This window comes from Glaciimonas sp. PCH181 (assembly GCF_003056055.1).
Classification (GTDB): domain Bacteria; phylum Pseudomonadota; class Gammaproteobacteria; order Burkholderiales; family Burkholderiaceae_D; genus Glaciimonas.
Genome location: NZ_PYFP01000001.1, coordinates 257,672 through 275,805 on the forward strand (window position 1 = coordinate 257,672; position 18,134 = coordinate 275,805).

Consider the following 18,134-nt stretch of genomic DNA (forward strand, 5'->3'; position numbering starts at 1 on the left):
GCAAGGATGTAAAAATATGCGCGACGCTAACCCGGGAGATGCGCCGAACGGCCTCCCTGCGCCAACAAAAAAGGCAGCGACGCTGCCCCTTAGCCGACTATTTATTTTTGCTGCGGTTTATACCATTTCGCAAAACCGGTCTGGATTTGCGCGGCGGCATCTTTTGGCGCTAATTTGCCATTCAGAACTTGTGCGTTCACGTTCCAGAGTTCGTTTTCCATACTCGGCGTACCGCGATTGAGAATTTGCGAATTCAGACGAATAGTGGACGAGCAGGTTTTACGCCAGTCGATCATTTGCTTGGCAACAGGGTCTTTTACTGAAATCAAATGATTTGATAACGAGAAAAATCCTGTGACTTTATTCGTATAGATATCGGCAAATTCTTGCGAGCCTATCCATGCCAGAAATTTGTAAGCATCGTCTTTGTTTTTAGACTTTTTGTTGATGCCCATGCCGATATCGTTGTGATCGGAAATGTAGCATTTGTCACCGGCTTTAGGGACTGGCGGCGGGAATGCACCCATTTCAAATTTGGCATTGGCGTTGAAATAGGCGATATCCCACGAACCGGTTGGATAGATTGCGCCTTTGCCTAACGCGAACTGATTTTGGCTATCGCCATAAGTTTGCGCGCTGGCACCTTTGCCGAGATATTTACCCAGTTTGGCTTCGTATTCAAACGCCGAAACAAATTGCGGATCAGTGAATTTTTCCTTGCCGGAAATCAGCGCTTTGCGGCCTTCTTCACCTTTCCAATAATTAGGACCTATGCCGGTAAACATGACTTGGCTAGACTCCCACTGGTCGGCGGTGCCGAGCGCGAGTGGCGTGTATTTGCCGTTTGCTTTAATGACGTCGAGGATTTTAAAAAATTCGGCCTCTGTTTTTGGCGGCTGAATATTCAGTTCTTTGAAGATTTTTTGGTTATACAGAAAGCCGTGCATTACAGACGCCACTGGCATACAGAAAGTGTCTTTGCCATTGTCGGTTTGCCATGCGATTTTGGCTGATGCAGGGAAGTTTTCCATACCTGCTTTGCCATCCAGTTTTTCCAGATTGCCTTTGTTATACAACGAGAGCGATACATCAAACGGACGACAGGCCAGGATATCACCAGCAGTGCCACCAGCCAGACGTGCGGTCAGCGTGGAATCGTATTCAGTTGGTGCAGTAGGCGAAAATTTGATCTGAATGCCAGGATTTTTCTTTTCAAATGCAGGAATCAGAATGGTTTCCCACAATGCTTTATCGTCGACACGCCAGCTTTCGATGGTCAGCGTACCTGCCTGGGCTGTGCCGACGGCGGATAGCACGGCGACGGCAGCAAGGGTGCCGAGAACGGCATTGCGGATGGTGCTGATTTTGCTGATCTGGCGAATTGGGCGATGCGATGGCATTGTGTGTCTCCTCTGAGTGATATGGCGAAGGTCTGATGAGGCGCAACTCTTGTCGGTCGCTGGGTTGGCGTGGGAGACAAATTTGTGTCTTTATCCTTCCGCGAAAAGACAATAGCACCAGAGGATGTGTGAGGCTATCTTGATTGGCCTACAGTTGACATTGCTACCTAAGGTATTGATTTAGTTGATTTAATTGGTGCGATTGGCAAATCTAGGTATTACATATATTTACAGAAGCCTAAACACATTGTTTTGCTTTCATCCTGCCGCTATTTTGTTGCCTGCACCTTGGAATGTTGAGCGCGAAAGGTAACTTAACTTATCTTTACAAAACTTTACAAAACGTTGGCCGATAACGCCTGCTAAGCAGCAGTAAGGGCAGGAAAGTAGATCGGAAAGGCCGTTTTTCTGCCAACTTACGCTATAGTCATTCGCGAGGCTGGGACAAGATAAAAATGGTTATACCAATAAAAATACAGAATGGCGTATTAAATAACGGATCGACGAAGTCCTGTCGTGCCGTCTGGTCGGTAAGACAGCGACGCATCACTGTCGCGATTACGGCGGCGTGGTTGGCAATGCCGCTGTGGTCATATGCGGTTGAGCGCCACGGTCAGGACAACGTACAGCCGACCTCGCTTCAGGTTTTGCATTGGTGGACGTCGGACGGCGAACGTAAAGCCGTTAAGGTCTTGGTCGATAAACTGGCGGAAGAAAATATCACCTGGCGCGATGTGGCGATTCCCGGCGGTGCAGGTCTTGGTGCCGCCAAGGTACTGAAAAGCAGAGTACTGGCTGGTTATTCGCCTGAAGTTACGCAACTTAACGGTGTCGTTTTTGGTGAGTGGGCCGATCTTGGCTTGCTATTGGAGCTGGATAATGTTGCCACTTCGGGCGACTGGAAAAAGCTGCTGTTCCCGACGGTCTGGACCTTGGTACAAACCCGCGGTCACGTGGTGGCGGCACCGCTCGATATTCATCGTATTAACGTGCTGTTTTATAACCGCAAAGTGTTTGATCGCCTGGGTTTGGCTGTGCCTAAAACCTGGGGCGAGTTTGATCGTGTCGCTGCGCAGTTAGTGCACGCGGGTGTCGTGCCGTTAGCGCAAAGTAGTGAGGCCTGGCAGATAGCGACCTTGTTCGAAACGTTGGTGCTGGCTGAAAGTGGCCCGGCATTCTATCGGCAGCTATTTGTTGAATTGCGCGCAAACGCCTATAACGATCCACGCTTAGCCCATGCGTTAAAACGCTTGCGCGGATTGAAGCAATGGATGCCGACACCGATAAAAGAACTGGCATGGAATGAGGCGACGCGGCAACTTGCCACCGGCAGCGCTGCGATGCTGGTAATGGGGGATTGGGCGAAGGGTGAATTGAATGCGTGGGGGCGGGTCACGGATATCGACTTTGGATGCAGCACGGTGCCGGGAACGGCTGATTATCATTTGTATAGCGTGGATACGCTGGCGATGTTTGCCGGCGATTATTCGCATCAGCCAGCACAGGAAAAGCTCGCCCAGATCATGACGACTGGGGCGCTACAGGCTGATTTCAATCAGTTCAAGGGTTCGATCTCGGTTTTACGTTATCCGAATATGTCAAAAATGGATAGTTGCGCGACCGCGTCATGGCGTAGTTTTAGTAAAGGGTCGGCATTTCAAGCGCCTAGTCTGGTGCATAGAATGGCGACGGATGAGACGACGAAAGACGCGATCATCGGCGAGGTTCGCCGCTATTTTATGGATGATAAAGTCACTGAAATCGATACCCAGCGACGCTTGGCAGCGATTGCCCGGACCGCGCCAAAACTAGAGAGACCGGAAGAATAAATGTGCTGAATAAATGCGGACGGCAAAAATAACAATGATGATAACCACGATACTAAATACACCTGATGCGTAAAATATTGATCGTCGATGATGACCAGAAAACCCGGACGCTGTTAAAAGCCTATCTGGAAAAAAATCAGTACGAGGTACTGCTGGCGCAGGATGGCGCGACTTTTCTGGCGGAGTTTCAACGTTTTGCTGACGAGTTGTCGCTGGTTATTCTGGACGTGATGTTGCCGGACACCGATGGTTTTGCGCTATGCAAAATCGTGCGCCGTCGTTCTAACGTGCCGATTATTATGCTGACGGCCAGTTCTGATGAAACCGACCGCGTGGTCGGGCTTGAACTGGGCGCGGACGACTACATGGGCAAGCCTTACAGCCCGCGCGAACTGCTGGCGCGCATCAAGGCTATCCATCGTCGGATGGGTGTCGATACGGCAGCGACGCCGCGTTATTACCGCTTTCTGGGATTTACTTTGGACACGGTGGAACGCACGGTTCTCGATGCCGATCAAAAAGTCGTTGCGCTGACGGGGCTGGACTATCAATTGTTGAAGTATTTTGTAGCCCATCCCGGCGCTATCCTTGATCGTAGTGTGTTGTTTGAAGAAACCCGTGGTCGTGATTCTGGCCCGTTGGATCGTTCGCTGGATGTACAGATCAGCAAGCTGCGGGATCGTCTCAACGATGATGGCAAGTCGCCGCAATTGATTAAAACGGTGCGCGGCGCTGGTTACGTATTTTCTGCCGATGTTGTTGTCTCAGCGAGCTGAGTTTGCCTATGAGTCAGCCTATTATTCCGCCTAACAATCCGATCTTGGAGCGCAGCTCTTATCAGCGTATTGTTACGCGCTTTCTGGCGTGGGTTTTGCCGCATTCTTTGTTGGGACAATTGTCTGTGGTGATGGTGCTGGGAGTCTTGGTGACGCAGTTGGTCGGGGGCATGATATGGGCTGCACAGTTGCGCTCAAAATCGGAAATTGAAACCCGTATCGCCGCCCAGCATCTGGGACACAGCGCGGTGAGTGCGATTCGATTTTTTAAAAGCTTACCGGCTAACTACCGACCGATTATGATTCAGCAATTGCGGGAAATGGGCGGGACCCGTTTTTTTGTAAATGCCAACGATGCACCGATTCATATTCAGCCGATAGGTGATAACGCGTTGGCGGAGTTGGCCAGTCAGACGGTGTTGAAAACGTTGCGGGAAGAACTCCCTTTTTTACCAGAATTTCGATTGGTGTTTGCGTGGCCGGATGATTTGAATGTGTCTGATGACGGTCTCAAGATTGCTGATCTGCCGGATAGCTGGGTGCAGCATATTTTATTGATTAAACCGAACCCTGCGCCGGTATTGGTGATCCAGACGCAGCTTGAGCCGGGGAAATGGTTGTATCTGGCGGCGTTGATGCCGAATCCGTATTTCTTGGAAAGTAACAGTCCGTTATCGCCGGATCGTCTGGTGTTACAAGGGTTGTCGCTGGCGGCTGTGCTGTTGTTGTCGATATTGGTTGTGCGTTGGACGACGCGTCCATTGGCGGCGTTGTCGGATGCGGCAGAGGCTTTTGGTAAGGGTGAGACGGTGCCAGAATTGCCAGAAACCGGGAGTAGAGAGTTTGTAAAAACCGCAAGGGCTTTTAGGGCGATGCGCGAAAGGATAAAGCGTTATCTGGAAGATCGGGAGCGATTATTTGCGTCGATTTCGCATGATTTACGGACGCCGATTACGCGGTTGAAATTGCGGACCGAGTTGTTGGATGACGATGCGATGCGGGCTGAATTTCATGAAGATCTGGATGAGCTTGACATGATGGTGAAGGGGGCATTGCAGTCGGTGAAGGATAGCGATATTCATGAGAATCGGACTGAAGTGCGGATTGATGCGCTGATCCATCGGATGATTCGGGATGCCAAGATGGCTGGACATGCCGTGGGCTTTGTGGATTCTGGATTGACTGTCAGGGCTAAGCCGTTGGCGTTGAAGCGGGCGATTGGGAATCTGTTTGATAATGCGTTGTTTTATGGCGAGCGGGTGGAGATTTCTGTGCGAGAAGTTCTGGCCGATGGGCAAGGTGGTGACAGTATTGAAATCAGTATTCGGGATCACGGACCGGGAGTGCCGGAGGAGGCGTTTGGGAGCCTTTTTGATCCGTATTTGCGTTTATCGCATGGGCGTGATCGGAATGCGGGAGGGATGGGGTTGGGGTTAGGGATTGCACGGAATATTGTGCAGGCGCATGGGGGTGAGTTGGTGTTAGCTAATCATTTGGATGGTGGGTTGGTGGTGAGGGTTATTTTGCCTCGTTGATAGAGTTCAGTGTTTTGTAACTGACACAGTTATTGCTCCGTGGATGCAAGCTTGGTGCGGCCCGGCAGCCGGTCACTTTATTTCCGTTGATGCAAGCCGGACTGCCCCGGCTTGCATCAACGGAGCGCCAACCGTTTCAGCAGCTCTGCATCGCTTCATCTCCCAAATCCCAACTATCTCCGCCAATCTTTTGCGCTAAAACCGTTTAATTACGCTTTTTCATTTGCGGCGTGTTGGCGTCAGCGCGGGCTATATCTGCGTCGGAACGATTTGTCCGATAGCGATTACGTTGATATCGCAACTATGGTGCGGTGGGTATTTTGTTCTATGCTGCCGCACTGAAACCACATATTACGCATGACTTTGAGCGTGTCTGCCGGACGTTGCCAGTAACCTTCGAACATAATATTCGGACGCAACGGCCGCACTACGATTTCGCCTGGGGTATTGGTCGGCAGTTCGCGATCAAGATCGTCAACGATACGGACATCGAAGTCAGGGATGCGTTTGCCGGAAGATCCCGGCGCGGCATATTCACCGGCTGGCAGCGAAGTGATCACGCCGGCTTCGGTCAAGCCATAACCATTGCCGCCAACCTAGCGCGCGCCAAAACGTTCACGCCAGACGCCTTTGATTTCTTCGGTAAAAGGATTGCTGCGCACGGTGTGGATTTGTCCGTGGCAGCGGTGCATCACATCGCTATCGGCCGCTTGTGCCAACAGTCCACCCATGCTGCCCAGAATCGAGGCAATCGTCGCGCCGGATCGTTCAACTTCTGGCCAGAAATTGGATACCGAAAAACGCGGCACGATGGCAACGCGCGCGCCCACCAGAATGTTAGAAATAATCCCCACCGCCAGCGCATTCAGGTGGAACAAAGGCAGGGGTGTGATGGTCACATCATTCTCGGTAGCGACACCTGCACGCAATTGCAGCCGGGCAAGATTACACATGAAGTTATAGCTCAGCATGCAACCCTTGGAAGGACCGGTAGTACCAGAGGTATAAATCAGGTAGGCAAGATCAGATGGATTGGGCTTGGTCGAAATAGGGGGGCGTTAGTACCGCGATGCGCGTCCAGCAGCGCCACCGGCATCTCGTCAGAAATCATTTCTTTACCATGACCGCGCTGAAGCATCAGTTTGATATCCGGCAGGCCGTAAGCAAGTTGAGCAGAATGGATAATACGTTGGGCATAATCGGCTCCACAAATAACCAATGCAGTACCGGCATCGGCAATCTGATGGCGCAAGAATTCTCCTCGTAACGCAGTATTGATCGGTACGCTGACCGCACCCAGTTTGTTAACCGCAAGCCAGGTAATGACGGCGTCGATATTGTTATCGAGCATGGTGACAACTGTTTGTCCGCTGACAACGCCGAGCGCGGCAAGCGCGTGCCCCATGCGGGTGGAAAGTCGATCCACTTCTGCGTAGGTAAACAACGCGCCGCTGAAATCAAGCAGGACGCGATCCGGATGTTTAGCAACGGCGCGATCAAGCGCAGCGACGACCGTATCTTATTCCCCAACTGCTCACGTTTCGACTCTTCCCATATTTGTCATGCTTGTCTTCTCCAAAGCATGCCTGGCGCTGAGGCAATGAATATTATTTTAAATCCAGAAGACTATTCTAATATGGAATTAAGTGGCGTGTCAGCTAGAATAATCGGTGCGACTGTGCGAATATCTATCGATAGAATAGTTTTAATGCATTTTTCTACCAAAATACAAAGAATCAAGAACGGAGTTGCATATGAATAAACGTGAGCGCACGTCGTCGCCGTCGCGCGCATCGCCCGCGCAGCAGAAAGTGGGCAAAAAAACGCTCCCTAAAGGGGAACAAAATGGCGACGTGATTCCGTTATCAATACGAGAGCCGGGCCGCAATAAGCGCTCGGGAGAAACCATCGATCAGATTCTTGCCGCTGCTGAGCAAGTTATTTTGGAATCTGGCGTGGACCGTGTTGCAATTCAGAACGTGTGTGAAGTCGCGGGTATTTCACGCGGCACGTTTTATCGTTATTTTTCATCGCAAGACGAACTTCTTGATGCTTTTTCCAAGCATAAACGTGCCCGTTTTCATCTGGCGTTGCACGCTGCAACGGCGCCTTATTTAACGCCGGACGATCGCTTCAATGCATTGATTTCTTATCTGGATAACTATCTCAAACATAGTAAGGCGCGCCGATTGCTGGAGGTGGCGCCGGAGTTTGCGTGTGGTTTCTTCAAGCGCATTTTTCATGATTCGGTAGATCGATTTCAAGAAGTATTGGATATTGTATTTGATGACTGGAATGCCAAACTCGGCATCGAAATTGATCGCCCTTTGGTGTGCGAAATGCTGATTCGTTACGTATTAAGCGAGCTTCTGGTGCCGCGCAAAGGTGATCGACGTGAACTGCTGACCTGGATTGCCCAGCTGACTAGCGCGATTTCACGCGGTGGCGATTTTGCATTGCAGCCGTTGACGCCGCGTCATCTTGGCAACGTAAATAGTGATGCCGATCCGAATGATCGCAATGCCGAACAACTCGAACGCGAACCGGGACGCAATCGCCGCTCTGAAAAAACGATCGATCAAATACTGGTATCAACCGAACAGGTAATTCTTGAGTCAGGCGTGGATCGTGTTTCGATTCTGAACGTCTGTGAAGTTGCAGGCATTTCACGCGGTACTTTTTATCGGTATTTTTCTTCTCAGGATGAGTTGCTGGAAGCCTTCACCAAGCATAAGCGGGCGGTCTTCCATCAGGCGCTGATAAATGCGACCGAGCCTTATGACGATCCCGACGAGCGCTTCGCCGCATTTATTGTGCATCTCGATAATTTACTTAAGGGTACTAAGGCACGTCGTTTATTGCAGGTTGCGCCAAAATACGCTTTCGGATTTTTTCAGCATGCCTTCCTTGATTCGATTGAGCATTTTCAGAGCGCGTTAAAGATCGTCTTCGACGCATGGGATGTGCGGCTTGGCGTGACATTGGATCGTGAGTTAATTTGTGAAATGTTGATTCGGTATGTTCTCAGCGAATTGTTGGTACTGGGCGAAGGAGACAGGCGACAAATACCGCAGCGCATCGGCGATCTGATCAACAGTATTAGTACTATTGGGCAGGATAGGGCGAAACCGAAGGTCGCGCAGAAGGCTGCGAATATCGATCATATAGATGCTGAGATCGCTGTTGCATCAGCGCGTGAGCCGGGGCGCAATCGTCGCTCTGATGCCACGATTCAACAAATCGTTACCGCAGCGGGAGAGATCATTCTTCAGTCTGGCGTGGAGCGTATTTCGATCCTCGCCGTATGCGAAGCCGCGGGTATTTCACGTGGGACTTTTTACCGATATTTTTCTTCACAGGATGCATTGTTAGAAGCCTATACCGAGTCTCAGCGTAAGCAATTTCATCTAGCGCTGATTGAAGTCGCCGCACCGCATGAGGACCCTGAAGCGCGCTTTAATGCGGTAATCACGAATCTCGATCGGTTTCTGCAACAGGATAAATCCCGGCGGTTATTGTTGGTGGCACCAGAATATGCGTTTGGATTTTTTCAACGGATGTTTGACGATGCAATCGCACGCTTTAAGTCGGTGCTGGATATGGTGTTTGATGCGTGGGATGCACGTCTGGCAATACAAATAGACCGTGATCTGGCGTGTGAATTACTGGTGCGCTATATCTTGAGTGAGCTTTTAGTGCCATCGGAAATCGATAAGCGGCTTTTGCCGTTGCGGCTTCGGGGCATGATTCAGACGGTGGTGGTGGCGCGCGGTCGGTAAGTCAGGATATGAGATAGCAATGGAGAAACCCTATGCACGTAAAAAGCGTGCATTTCTGTTCTCTATTCTTAATAACCACCTACAAACTCCGGCTAATAATCTCCTTCATAATCTCAGAAGTCCTCCCATAAATCCGCGCCACCCGCGCATCAACCCACGCCCGGCTGATCTTATATTCACTTATAAATCCATACCCCCCCATGCAGCTGCAGCAATTCATCCAGCAACTTCCCCTGCATTTCTGAGCGATTCAACTTAACCATAGCCGCGACTTCAGTAGTCAGTTCCCCACACATAGCCAACCGCAAACAATTCAAAACACGCTTGATGAATCAGGCCAGGTGCAGTCGGAGTGGGGATAATCGCATTCCCACATCGCCATCTCCAGATTGATCGAATCCAGATTCTTCAGGCCGAACTGATCTTCAATGAAGCAAGTAATGATGTGCTTGTTAAAGATGTCGCTAGGCATTTTGTCGCCGAAGTTCGAATTGGTCCAGGCATTGTGGTGACGGTGCGTAAAGTCTGCACGCTCCAGAAAATACGGAATCCAACCGATGCCGCCTTCTGACAGCGCCATGCGCAACGTTGGGAATTTCTTCCACATTGGTCCCCAGATCCAGTCAGCTGCCGAATTGGAAATCGAGATTGGCATCGACGTAATCCACGCGTCAATCGGTGATTCATCCGAAGCGTGCGCTGCTTTCGTGCTGGTTCCGATATGGCAGCAAATCACCACATTGTTATCGGCACAAGCCTTCCAGAACGGATCCCAATAGTCGCTATGAATCGATGGAAAGCCGTGCACGCTGGAATTGTCTGAAAACGATACGGCGCGCACGCCTTGCGCGGCCATACGCGTGACTTCTGTGGCGGCGGCTTGCATATCCCACCAAGGTGCAATCATCAACGGAATAAAGCGGCCTGGCGCGGCGTTACACCAGTCTTGCAGATGCCAGTCGTTATAAGCCTGAATTGCGGCTAATGAAACGCCACGGTCCGGCAATGTCTGAAAGCGCTGACCGGCAAAACCGGGAAAGGTGGGAAAACACATCGATCCCAGAACGCCGTTAGCGTTCATGTCATCTACCCGCGCTTTGATATCACAGGTGCCACGGCGCATGTGTTCATACGATAGCGGCTCCATCCCGTACTCTTCTTTTGGACGTCCGACGACGGAGTTAAGGCCCATATAACCGGTGATGCGCTCTTCAAACTCCCATACGTCGCGACCACTTTTTTTAACTACTTTAGGTTCGCGGCCTTTGTATTTTGCTGGCATGTGCCGTGTAAAGGCATTTGGCAGCTCAATGGCATGACCGTCAACGCTGACGAGTATCAGGTCTTCCTGGTTCATAACATCCTCAAAAATGGGTTGCCCACGCGAGGGCGTGGACGGGAGTTTTGGTCTTAGAGGATTAAAAATTATTTATAAACATAAAATGAAATTATGTTTATAAACTATTGATGGATGGATATAGATTTTTTTGTCTCTCGATGATATCAAAAAGTACAGTTAAATCAATGCCAATAGTGTGAATCCACTAACGATTAAACTATTTTTCTCCTATAAAAAATGGATGTTTAATTTGAGTGACAGGAACGCACTCTTCAGGAAGATGTGTTGCAAAATGCCGGGTATCGCCTTTCGATATTTTGTAGACATCTATTTGTAATTTGTTCTTTTATTCTTATATCTAGGCATTTTTTGCGGATGAATTTACGTTAGGTAGACATGGCGTATTTCTTGGCTATTTTTAGACTATTCCCATAGTTATGTTCGCCGCCATCCTCTATTCTCGGCAACGTTCTTGCTCCTTTTATAGCAGCAAGAGAGATTAGTCGGTAACAAACCAACAATCTCCCAAAAACCTCACGCCCGTTTTAGCGTTGCAGCCTGAAATCAGCACGCTTTGTAAGCGCTTACGTTGCCATATCAAAGTGCCGTTGTTCATGCCATTTCTAATTATTCAAAGCTTATCAAGAGAATTTATGCAAAAATTTATGATCAAACACGCAGGGTTGGTTCCGCTGATTTTGTTGAGCCTTGCAACGACCGCTGCGCATGCCAACGCCAAAACAATAACGCCAACCTCAAGCGACAGCAGCATTCAATATCCCATTCAAAAGGCCACCAAAGTCGCGTATGCGAAAGATATCCTCAATCGCGGAGCAGAAACAACCACCGTTGAAATTAGAACGACGGGCAGTCAATGGTCCAAATTATATTTCTCAAAAATAGCGCTGCCAAAAGGCGCTTATATCGAGATATCCAACCCTGAACGCACGGAGGTATCTTTATATGGTTGGCGCGATTTCATGCGGACCTATCCAAATGGCAGCCAGCGAACCTTTTCCCCGACCTCAATCTCCGGAGATACTACGGTTATTCAGATTGTCTATCCGCAAGGCGTGACGCCGGGCGACCGTGATAGCGTCTATTTGGCATATTACGAAATTAAGCAAGGAGACAAGCTAAAAACGATACTCGGCCAGGACGAACGTATTCACGCCATTTGCATGAAATCGACAAACAATGCGTTTTATCAACGCAGTCAAGCCATTGGATTGGCATCGATGGAAGCGAGTGGGACAAGTTGGTCGGTCGGAAATCAGAATCTCATGATGACCAATCACCATATCGTTTCCGATGATGATGTTGAGTTTGGTGAGGTTTGGTTTAATTCTCGTGCTGACGCTTGTGGAGCATCTGATAGTGCGCAAAATGTGGTCAGAATTAAAGCAGGAAAGCTGATCACTACCGGTCAAGGCAGCGATACGGATTACACGCTTTTTACACTTGATCAATTCGACTACAAAAACGCCAAAATAAAAACACTGTTCGGTGGTCTGCGTATTCAGGAGAAACGTTCTGCCGTGGGCGAAACTGTATATATACCGCAACACGGTTCAGGTTCGTCGGTGGCGAAGATTGCGCATACCAAAGACGGAGAGGCTTGCAAGATTTCAGTCGTTGGTACTAAAACGTATTACAACTGCGATACGCAATCCGGCGCTTCCGGTTCGCCAGTGTTATCGCAGAAGAGTAACGAAGTCGTCGCCTTGCACCGCGCTGGCAGTGCGACCGCGAATAACGGTGTTTCATCGTGGTTTCTGTGGGAAAAAATAAAATCCTTTATGCCAGCGGGTTCTAATGTTGAGGTGCTGGGCGTGGGCGACGTTGTTACCGCCACGGTAAATCTGAAAGCAGCGCCAGTTTTGGTAAAAAGCGTTAATGGGAACGCCAGCTTTGAGACGTTCGATGGCGATGAAATGGTACATTTTGGCAGCGCTAAAAATGGATACTCAACGCTTGCGGTAGAGGCGAAAGATGTCGTCTCTGGAAACATTGTCCAGGTGACCTATCGTCTGGCGTTGAAATCTGCTTGCGGCTTGGGTAATCTGGCACAAGCTTGTGCGTCAACGTCTGCAAAAAACCTACATATTTCTTACGACGATGCAGATAATCCGAATTTGGAAACTAACGCGGCTATTACCTCCTGGATTCCCCTTAAAATTTTGTCATCGCCCACTGCCACTAAAGAGCAAGCTTTGCTCATGAAGATTGTGCATGTTCATAACACCGGCCCGGTCGCGTATTTAGTGGGTAAAAAAATAGCCAAGGCCAACGAACGTGTCAGTCTATCGGGTGGCGCATCGAAGAATCCGGAAGGCAAGCCATTGACGTATCAATGGACGGTTCCTGCCGGAATTGACGCGACAGTAAATAACTCTGGCTTGACCTTTAATGCCCCGGTACTTGCAGCGGATACGTCATTTACTTTTGTCATTAAAGTTACCGCCGGTACGAAGTCATCGAAGGCTAGTCATATTGTGACGGTGATGAAGACGGATAACGCTGGCGAAATTAAACCGCCTCCACTGCCACCAGTGAGTCCGCCGCAAGCTATCGTCGGCGGCAATATCAATACCGTGACAACCGCCAGCTACGGTTTTGCTTATAAGCTTGACGGCAGTAAGAGCTTGCGTGCCGAGAAATATGCATGGGAAAAACTCAGCGGCCCGTTCAATTTGCGGAATGCTGATCAAGCCATCGCAGAAGCAATTGTGGGCAAAAATCAAACTGGCGAAAGCGTCTATCAATTGACGGTCACCGGCAAGGATGGCAAGCAGCATCAGGCTAACTTGAAGGTAGCGGCAGTCGCGACTAGCGTAACGATTTCGGGTGCCAACGCCATCAATCAAGGCGCTGTCGTCAGCCTGTTAGCGCAAGCAAACTTTAGCGGTGCTGGCGGCGTTGCAGCGGTGTATAGCTGGAAGGTACGCGACATGAATGGCGTAATTGTCTTGCAAGAAACCCAGCAACAGCTAAACCTGTCGGGCCTCGCCGGAGGAAAATATCAGGCAACAGTTGAAGCCTCCAGCCCGCATGGTGGACGTCAGGCGACGGCGCAGCATGCCGTTACCGTGATCAAAAAGCTTGAAAACAAACCACCGATCGCGCTTGTGGCTGGTCCTCGATCGGCAGAGGCGGGCGCTGCGGTGATGCTCAATGCTGCGGGATCAAGCGCTACTGGCGGCGGGACATTGCGGTATGACTGGAAAGTATCGCCGCAATTGCCCTTTAATGCGAACGGCGCAAAATTGACTTTCACTGCACCGCAATCAACGCAGGATACGATTTATACCTTCACGGTTTCTGTGATGGAAGGCAATCGGACTGCTGAGAAAACGCATTTAGTACTGGTCCATAAGGTCGCCGAAAATGTATGTGACATTCCGCAATGGGAGAAAAAATCTTATAAAGGCGGCATTGAAGTGCGCGTAAATGGACGTCGTTATATCTCTAGATGGTTTACTGAACCGCATCATATTCCGGGTTCCGCTGGCTGGATCGGTGCACCGTGGAAAGATAATGGTGTATGTAAATAACATCCACTAAAGATCATAAATCGTGGGCGTCCATGTGAAGCAAACACGCCGCTACCAGGCTAGTTCGGCTAGCTATCCCGATGATGAAATAGTTGTATACTGATTTTCGATTTGGTAAAGCCCCAGTATTTGACAGGGGCTTTATTTTTATGCGCTTTTCAACTGGCGGTAGTGGCCCATTTTTGATACCGAGGAGAAAAAATCCAATTCACACCTATGCGTTGGTGTAAAAATCGCGCTGCTGTAATAACGCAAAAGGAGAGCCATTTGGCTCTCCTTTTTTGTATTTCGACCCATATTTTTGCGAGATCGTTGTCACGCTGATGGCGGCGTATATCCTAAAATAGTTGAGATTTTTGCCGCTGCCTCGCGTAATGCACTGACTGTTTCAGTTGCAGGCTGCACCGGCAAATAATGAATCGATCCTGTCACTGCTAACGTACCGAACAAGGTCCCATCGGCCATGAAAATTGGGGCGGCGATGGCATTTACCCCTACAAACAATTCTTCAGGGGCATCGGCCCAACCTTGTTTGCGCACCTGTTTTATTTCCGCGTGCAGTCGGTCTGGGTCCGTAATGGTATGACTCGTCGTCGGTAGCAGCGTGCGGCCCAGCGTTTGCTTAAGAATCGATTCGGGTCCGAAAGCCAAGACGATCTTGCCTTGCGCAGCCGAATTGAGGGTGAAATTGGCGCCGGGCCGTAATAAAATTTCCAACGGGTTTTTGCCAAGCACAACGTTCAGGACAATGACTTCATCTTCCGTATACGTTGAAATAACGACAGCCTGACCTACCTTATCGCGCAAATCTTCCCGAATTTTTGTCGACAGCGATACAACCTGAAAGCGCTTAACCAGATTTTGTCCCAGCAAATACAAACGCCAGCCGACGCTGTAACGATTGGTGGAGGGATTTTGGGTCACATAGCCATAATTTTTTAATGCCGTCAGATGACGATGCACCCGCGCCTTTGGCATACCTAAACTCTGCGCCAGGCTGGTGATGCCATATTCGTCATTGGTTGAGGCGAGCGTTTCAAGGATACGCAATGAAATGACGGCAGTCGGCAGACCGGTATCGATTTCAGTTTCAGCGGCTTCTGTTTCTTGTTCCAAGATGAGACCTGTTCGTGGCGAGAAGTTGTTCTGCAGTTTTTTACTGGCATCCGATGCGCACTAAAAAGTTGCTGGGATAACCAATTTGAGTGATTCGGTTTAAGCAAGAAAAGGGCCGTATCCGGTCGTTTTTTTCGCCCCAGATTGTAACATCCTTGTCTCTTGCATCAAACCGTCGCAGTGCCGCATGGCCCCTGCACAGGCCCCTGACTAAGTATGCCCCGACCGACGAACAACGCCGGTCTGGATCATGGTAAGTCGATATAGCGCTCGCCAAACACCTGGTATTCCTGGCGTTTGGGCTTGGCGGCATCTTCTGCCAGCACATAGCGAATTGAGCTGCGGCCCTTGCACGCACGTGGCAGGATCAGGCAGCGGATGAATGCGGTTTCGCTCTCCTCGGTAGTCGGCGCATAGACCGGAAACCGACCACGTTCCAGCCACGCTTCGCCAGGTTTGTAGGCATTGGTTTGCCCTTCAGTTTCGATAGTAATTTCCCCGTGCAGGCAGCAGCGGATACCTGGCCCTTGATGCATGTGGGTAAAGGCAATCCCACCCTTGGGAAAGCCCACCCGATCGATGCGCATCAACCAGTCAAAGCCGTCATCGAGTTCGATTTCTGCCGCTAGCTTGCAATGCGATTCTGTTCCCGGCGCTGCGTGTAGTTCGCCGCTGCCTGAAACATGCTGCGTCAGCAGTTCCCAGCGCCAAAGCCGCGCGCCTTCCGCTCCGGCCAGCAGCGTAATCGCTTCTTGCCCAACCCAGGCCGAACCTTGCGCATGATGCTGGCCGCCATTCGGCAATTCAATCGTAACGTTGCCGTCAACTACGTAAATCGCGCGCGGACCCATCGGCAAATACACGGGGGTATTGCCTGTGGGCAATGTGTCTTGATACAGACGAAGAAGATAACTACTCATACTGACTCCTGATATTTATTTTGAAAAGTTGATAACGCGACCACTTGAGTCGTTACGTGACAAGTCCAGCAGGGTTGATGAGACTCTCTGAACGCAGCGCTTTAGCGTCGATGGTTATTTTAATGCTGTATCGATGAAAAAGACAATCGTATCTAAAGAAGATACAAATAGTTTGCAAAATCAGAAAAAATTGCATAAACTGCGACAGGGATAATAAAAACGATACGGAAGTCTTCTATATCGATACTGAATTAACCAAACAACATCGATGTCCGATCCCGATATCAAAAGATGTGAAATCAGAAAGAGACAAATGGTGAGTCAATCTATTCAAATAAAGCAGCAAACCAAGTCCGCTCCTTGGTATCGCGGTGCCTCTAAAGAACAATGGAAGTCTTTCTGGTCTTGTTACATAGGCTGGATGCTCGACATCATGGATTTGATGTTGTTTGCAATGATCATTGCCTATGTCGGTAAGGATCTTGGCTTCAATAAAGGTATGGCGGGGATGGTGGCCTCGGCTACGCTGATCGCGAGTGCCTTCGGTGGTCTGGTTTTCGGTTTTCTGGCTGACCGCATCGGTCGTGCCAAATCGATGGTGCTGAGCATCATCTGTTATTCGGTCGGTACGGCGCTGTGCGGCTTTTCTGATTCGCTCACGCAGTTGATCGCGTTTCGCATTCTGGTCGGTTTGGGCGTTGGCGGGGAATGGTCGGCAGGCGCAGCGCTGATTACTGAAACCTGGCCAGCCCAGCATCGCGGCAAAGTCATGGCGTGGGTTCAGAGCGCCTTTGCATCCGGTTATGCGTTGGCCGCCATCGTTGCCGCAATCGTGTTGCCGCTGCTAGGATGGCGCTGGGTGTTTGCAGTTGGCCTGATTCCGGCGCTGTTTGGCCTATGGATACGTCGTCATGTAGAAGAGCCGGAAATCTGGAAAAATCAAAAGAAACGCCTTTCTTTTAGCGAAACCATCGGCGCGTTGTTTGGCATCCACCGCAAAAATACCCTCATCGGATTAGCTTTCACGGCCGCTGCGATGTGTGGTTATTGGGGCTTGTTCACGTGGATTCCCACCTATCTGGGCACGCCTGTAAGCGAAGGCGGAGCTGGTTTTAGCCTGATCAAATCAACCACTTGGGTCGTCGTCATGCAACTGGGCGCGGCCATCGGCTTTATTGCCTTCGGTTATGTAGCTGATCTGGCGGGCCGCAAAAAAGCGTTCATCCTGTTCTTTATATGCGCAGCGGTTCTGGTGCCGCTCTATACCATGGTGAAGTCCCCGCTAATGCTGCTGATTTTAGGACCTATCGTTGCCTTTTTCGGCACCGGTTTTTACAGCGGTTTTGCGCCTACCTTCGCCGAACTGTTCCCAACATCGATTCGCGCTACTGCGCAGGGTTTTATTTACAACACGGGCCGTGCTGCCAGTGCGTTAGCGCCAATGATGGTCGGGTTTTTATCGGGAAATTACGGCGTCGGCAGCGCACTTGCCATGACCTCCGCATTTTTCCTGTTAGCCGCGATTCTGGTATTTCTTTTCTTACCTGAAACCAAGGGCAGGGAGCTGGAGTGAAGCCGTCGGGTGCCAGCACATCACTACTTGTATATCTAACTGTTAATTAATCTAGGAACAGCTATGCCGATTATTCAAATTACGCTGGTAGAAGGACGATCCAACGAAGCCGTTGAGCGTTGCATCCGTGAGGTTGCACACACGGTATCCAGCACGCTGAACGCACCGTTGGCAACGGTGCGCGTTATGGTTACCGAATTGCCCCCATCTCGTTTTGCGATCGGCGATGTGCTCAAGAGTGATGCGGCAGCGCTTAATCCTCCAATTGCCTGAGGAATAAAGGTGTCTATGATTTTCATTGCAACCATTTCGA

General features: G+C 50.0%; 12 protein-coding genes and 2 pseudogenes. 7 read left to right on the forward strand and 7 right to left on the reverse strand.

Annotated features, from left to right (window positions below; translation table 11 throughout):
* Positions 1-101: 101 nt before the first annotated feature.
* The gene (locus tag C7W93_RS01135) at positions 102-1,400 is read right to left on the reverse strand and encodes an ABC transporter substrate-binding protein (RefSeq protein WP_201747131.1); all 1,299 of its coding nucleotides are present in this window, start codon (positions 1,398-1,400) and stop codon (positions 102-104) included.
* Between the two features lie 455 nt (positions 1,401-1,855).
* On the opposite strand from C7W93_RS01135, the gene C7W93_RS01140 reads away from it, so the two are divergent.
* The 3 genes from C7W93_RS01140 (at position 1,856) to C7W93_RS01150 (ending at position 5,540) form a co-directional block, all read left to right on the forward strand.
* Positions 1,856-3,229 (forward strand): ABC transporter substrate-binding protein, encoded by a 1,374-nt coding sequence (locus C7W93_RS01140; protein WP_108438374.1) that lies wholly within the window; start codon positions 1,856-1,858, stop codon positions 3,227-3,229.
* Positions 3,230-3,291: 62 nt separating this feature from the next.
* Positions 3,292-4,005, forward strand: a complete 714-nt coding sequence (locus C7W93_RS01145; RefSeq protein ID WP_304598571.1) for a response regulator — start codon at positions 3,292-3,294, stop codon at positions 4,003-4,005.
* A gap of 131 nt (positions 4,006-4,136) precedes the next feature.
* Complete coding sequence (locus C7W93_RS01150; protein WP_225869835.1) at positions 4,137-5,540, forward strand: ATP-binding protein; 1,404 nt, start codon at positions 4,137-4,139, stop codon at positions 5,538-5,540.
* A gap of 284 nt (positions 5,541-5,824) precedes the next feature.
* Here C7W93_RS01150 and C7W93_RS24885 read toward each other — a convergent pair.
* Both C7W93_RS24885 and C7W93_RS24890 read right to left on the reverse strand, forming a co-directional pair.
* Positions 5,825-6,589: pseudogene (locus C7W93_RS24885) on the reverse strand (AMP-binding protein).
* The gene (locus C7W93_RS24890; protein WP_255419098.1) at positions 6,550-6,984 is read right to left on the reverse strand and encodes an AMP-binding protein; all 435 of its coding nucleotides are present in this window, start codon (positions 6,982-6,984) and stop codon (positions 6,550-6,552) included. Before C7W93_RS24890 ends, C7W93_RS24885 begins: the two are co-directional and overlap by 40 nt.
* 310 nt (positions 6,985-7,294) lie before the next feature.
* Here C7W93_RS24890 and C7W93_RS24735 point away from each other — a divergent pair, with 310 nt between their 5' ends.
* Positions 7,295-9,319, forward strand: a complete 2,025-nt coding sequence (locus tag C7W93_RS24735; protein WP_201747132.1) for a TetR/AcrR family transcriptional regulator — start codon at positions 7,295-7,297, stop codon at positions 9,317-9,319.
* A 79-nt stretch (positions 9,320-9,398) separates the two neighbouring features.
* Here the strand turns inward: C7W93_RS24735 and C7W93_RS01170 are convergent.
* Both C7W93_RS01170 and C7W93_RS01175 read right to left on the reverse strand, forming a co-directional pair.
* Positions 9,399-9,633 (reverse strand): annotated as a pseudogene (locus C7W93_RS01170) (acyl-CoA dehydrogenase family protein); the annotation flags it as partial.
* Positions 9,633-10,676, reverse strand: coding sequence for an amidohydrolase family protein (locus C7W93_RS01175; protein WP_225869718.1), 1,044 nt, complete (start codon positions 10,674-10,676; stop codon positions 9,633-9,635). The pseudogene C7W93_RS01170 and the gene C7W93_RS01175, both read right to left, overlap by 1 nt.
* A 635-nt stretch (positions 10,677-11,311) precedes the next feature.
* On the opposite strand from C7W93_RS01175, the gene C7W93_RS01180 reads away from it, so the two are divergent.
* Positions 11,312-14,212, forward strand: a complete 2,901-nt coding sequence (locus tag C7W93_RS01180) for a serine protease (RefSeq protein WP_161539848.1) — start codon at positions 11,312-11,314, stop codon at positions 14,210-14,212.
* 315 nt (positions 14,213-14,527) lie between these two features.
* On the opposite strand, the gene C7W93_RS01185 is transcribed toward C7W93_RS01180, so the two are convergent.
* A complete protein-coding gene (locus C7W93_RS01185; protein ID WP_108438378.1) occupies positions 14,528-15,328 on the reverse strand; it encodes an IclR family transcriptional regulator in 801 nt (266 codons plus the stop codon).
* Between the two features lie 248 nt (positions 15,329-15,576).
* The gene (locus tag C7W93_RS01190; protein WP_108438379.1) at positions 15,577-16,248 is read right to left on the reverse strand and encodes a hypothetical protein; all 672 of its coding nucleotides are present in this window, start codon (positions 16,246-16,248) and stop codon (positions 15,577-15,579) included.
* A gap of 313 nt (positions 16,249-16,561) precedes the next feature.
* Between C7W93_RS01190 and C7W93_RS01195 the strand changes: the two genes are divergently transcribed.
* Both C7W93_RS01195 and C7W93_RS01200 read left to right on the forward strand, forming a co-directional pair.
* Positions 16,562-17,821 carry an MFS transporter gene (locus C7W93_RS01195; protein WP_108438380.1) on the forward strand — a complete coding sequence of 420 codons (1,260 nt, stop codon included), beginning with the start codon at positions 16,562-16,564 and terminating at the stop codon, positions 17,819-17,821.
* Between the two features lie 63 nt (positions 17,822-17,884).
* Positions 17,885-18,094, forward strand: coding sequence for a tautomerase family protein (locus tag C7W93_RS01200; protein ID WP_108438381.1), 210 nt, complete (start codon positions 17,885-17,887; stop codon positions 18,092-18,094).
* Positions 18,095-18,134 lie beyond the last annotated feature (40 nt).